This window comes from uncultured Neisseria sp. (genome assembly GCF_951230505.1).
In the GTDB taxonomy this organism is placed as follows: domain Bacteria; phylum Pseudomonadota; class Gammaproteobacteria; order Burkholderiales; family Neisseriaceae; genus Neisseria.
Window position 1 is genome coordinate 1 of sequence record NZ_CATNVN010000172.1, and the last position, 3622, is coordinate 3622.

At 47.9% G+C, this 3622-nt stretch carries 3 protein-coding genes; 1 reads left to right on the top strand and 2 read right to left on the bottom strand.

Annotation, left to right across the window (positions count from 1 at the left end):
* Positions 1-406 precede the first annotated feature (406 nt).
* On the top strand, positions 407-2119 hold the full coding sequence (locus Q1M25_RS08865; protein ID WP_300483919.1) for a proline--tRNA ligase: 1713 nt from the start codon (positions 407-409) through the stop codon (positions 2117-2119).
* A gap of 65 nt (positions 2120-2184) precedes the next feature.
* Here the strand turns inward: Q1M25_RS08865 and pflA are convergent, their stop codons facing one another.
* Complete coding sequence (gene pflA, locus Q1M25_RS08870) at positions 2185-2991, bottom strand: pyruvate formate lyase 1-activating protein (RefSeq protein WP_036491085.1); 807 nt, start codon at positions 2989-2991, stop codon at positions 2185-2187.
* Positions 2992-3130: 139 nt separating this feature from the next.
* Positions 3131-3622: glycine radical domain-containing protein (locus Q1M25_RS08875; RefSeq protein ID WP_367275829.1), on the bottom strand; the 492-nt coding region annotated here is incomplete at its 5' end.

Consider the following 3622-nt stretch of genomic DNA (forward strand, 5'->3'; position numbering starts at 1 on the left):
GGCGACCACCGAGATCTACACTCTTTCCCTACACGACGCTCTTCCGATCTATTTAAAATCTATACACAATCTCTGTGGATAAATCTGTTGATAAGCTTTGGGTAATCGTAAAATTTTCTTTAGGAACAAACCAAGTCTTAAATTGACTAAAATTTAATCAAATAAAACATAATAAAATCAAGTAGTTATATTTATAAGATTTTACTATAATCATACAGTGAAAATTTATAGGTAAAACAAGGTTATGCAGCTTTGTGCATAAATTAGGGTTGACATCCCTAAAAATCGCCCCGAATCAAAAGCTCCGTGAAACAACGGCCGATTTCATCAGATGCCATTCAAAAGACGCGCGGCCACACATTTTGCGTTACAATACGCACTTATTTTTAAGAAAGAAAAATACGCCATGAAAGCCTCCCAGTTCTTCATTTCTACCCTTAAAGAAGCCCCTGCCGAAGCCGCACTTGCCAGCCACAAGCTGATGATTCGTGCCGGTTTGATCAAAGCCAACGCATCCGGTCTTTATACTTGGATGCCGATGGGCCTGCGCGTATTGCGCAAAGTTGAAAATATTGTGCGTGAAGAAATGGCCCGCGCGGGTAGCGTGGAGCTGCTGATGCCGGTGGTACAACCTGCCGAACTGTGGCAAGAATCCGGCCGCTGGGAGTTTTACGGTAAAGAACTGCTGCGCTTGAAAGACCGTCATGACCGTGATTTCTGCATGGGTCCGACTTGTGAAGAAGTCATTGCCGACATCGTGCGCAAAGAAGTCAACAGCTACAAACAACTGCCAAAAAACTTTTACCACATCCAAACCAAATTCCGAGATGAAGTGCGTCCACGCTTTGGTGTGATGCGTGCGCGCGAGTTCGTCATGAAAGACGCTTATTCCTTCCATGCCGACTATGCCTCGCTTCAGACGACCTATCAAGATATGTACGACGCTTACTGCCGTATCTTCACCCGTCTGGGCTTGGAATTCCGCCCCGTCGCCGCAGACACCGGCAGCATCGGCGGTACCGGCTCTCACGAATTCCAAGTATTGGCTGAAAGCGGCGAAGACGTTATTGCATACAGCGATACTTCCGATTACGCCGCCAATATCGAGCTGGCGCCGACTTTGCCACTTAAAGGCGAACGCGCTGCTGCTCAGGCTGAATTGACCAAAGTACATACACCAAACGTCAAAACTATAGAATCTTTGGTTGAATTCCTGAATATTCCGGTTGAACAAACCCTCAAGTCCATCGTGGTCGAAGGCGAAAACGAAGGAGAACTTGTCCTGCTGCTGTTACGCGGCGACCATGAGTTTAACGACATCAAGGCAGAAAAACTGGCCGGAGTGAAATCACCGCTGACCATGGCAAGCCCTGCCGCAATTGTTGAACAGTTCGGCGCAAACGGCGGCTCTCTCGGCCCTGTCAACTTCAAAGGTAAAGTCTATGCCGATTTCGCCACCGAAAAAGGCGCAGACTGGGTTATCGGCGCAAACGAAGACGACTACCACTATACCGGCTTCAACTTCGGTCGCGATGCTGCCGAGCCTGAATTTGTCGATTTACGCAATGTCATCGAAGGTGATATCAGCCCTGACGAACAAGGCCGTCTGAAACTGGCGCGCGGTATTGAAGTCGGCCATGTCTTCCAATTGCGCGACAAATATACCCAAGCCATGAATGTCAGCTTCTTGGACAATAACGGCAAATCCCAAATCATGGAAATGGGCTGCTACGGTATCGGTATTACCCGCGTTGTGGCCGCCGCCATCGAGCAAAACAACGACGAAAAAGGCATTGTTTGGACCAAAGCAATGGCGCCGTTTGAAGTCGTTATCGTGCCGATGAACTACAAAAAATCAGACGCCGTGCGCGAAGCCGCTGACAAAATCTATGCCGAGCTTTTGGCTGCCGGTGCAGATGTATTGTTGGATGACCGCGACGAACGTGCAGGCGTTTTGCTGAATGACTCCGAACTGCTGGGCATTCCTCACCGCATCATCATCGGCGATCGCGCCTTAAAAGAAGGCAATGTCGAATATGCCGAGCGCCGTGACAATCAGGCTCAAGCCGTTGCAGTATCAGAAGTTGTCGCCAAGGTTTTGGCCGCATTGAACGATTAAGTTTTTTCAATGATAAAAAGGCCGTCTGAAACTGATTATCTCGTTTCAGACGGCCTTTTTCTGTTTTAATAAATAATGTTTTTTCCGTAACTCTCTAATATTTCTTTGATTTTTAAAATGGTTTCTTTAGGCGGCGGATGTACGCCTTTTAATTTGTATTCGTCGCCGCACAAAGCCCATTTGTGTGCGCCCAATTCGTGATACGGTAAAAGTTCGACCATTTCGACATTGTCCATATCACCGATAAACTCGCCCAATAAATGCGCCGACCGCTCATCATCGGTATAACCGGGAACAACCACATAACGCACCCGCGTCGGCTGATTGCGTTCGGCAAGATAGCGCGCAAATTTCAGCGTTTTGGTATTGGGAATACCGACGAGTACTTTATGAATTTCAGGATCGATTTGTTTCAAGTCAAGCATGACCAAATTGGTATGATCGAGCAAATCATCCAAAATCGAATCATAGTGCAAAGCATAGCCATTGCTGTCGAGACAGGTATGGATATCGTGTTCCCGACAGGCCGTAAACCAATCGCGTACAAACTCATATTGCAATAACGGCTCGCCGCCGGTTGCCGTTACGCCTCCGCCTGTCGCACGCAGATAATGGCGATAGGTCATGACCTGCTTCATTACAGTTGCCACATCCAATTCCTGCGCCTGCTCGGTATGTAAATCCCAAGTATCGCGATTATGGCAATAAAGGCAACGCATCAGACAACCTTGCAAAAAGAGCACGTAGCGCAAACCTGGACCATCGACAGCGCCGCAAGATTCAATCGAATGAATAATGCCTTTGCCGTTATAGTGGCGATGGCCAAGGTTTTTCAGTTCCGGCTCGGGAGTGATGGCAAAAGTCGTGGACATTGTGTTTGGCTCGAAAATAATTTTGCTGATGTGAATTGTACGATAATAAAAGCCGTCTGAACATTTCAGACGGCCTTGGAGCTTTGTTTCAAAACAAACCAAATGCAAATTTAGCTTTTGGTTTGTTTCTCAACCCGGATTACATGGTTTCAGTGAACGTACGGGTAATCACGTCAAGCTGTTGTTCGCGGGTCAGCGAGTTGAAGCGAACTGCATAACCGGACACGCGAATGGTCAACTGCGGATATTTCTCCGGATGATGCATCGCATCTTCCAAAGTTTCGCGGTTCAATACGTTGACGTTCAAGTGTTGGCCGCCTTCCACTTCTCCTTCTTCATGGTGGAAATAACCATCCATCAAACCGGCAAGGTTGCGTTCGCGGGAATGCTCGTCTTTACCCAACGCGCCAGGAATAATAGAGAAGGTGTAGGAAATACCGTCTTTAGCAAACTCAAATGGCAGTTTGGCTACGGAAGTCAATGAAGCGACTGCACCGTTGACATCGCGGCCGTGCATTGGGTTTGCACCCGGACCAAACGGAGCGCCTGCGCGGCGGCCGTCCGGAGTATTACCGGTTTTCTTACCGTAAACAACGTTGGAAGTAATGGTCAACACAGACTGAGTCGGAGT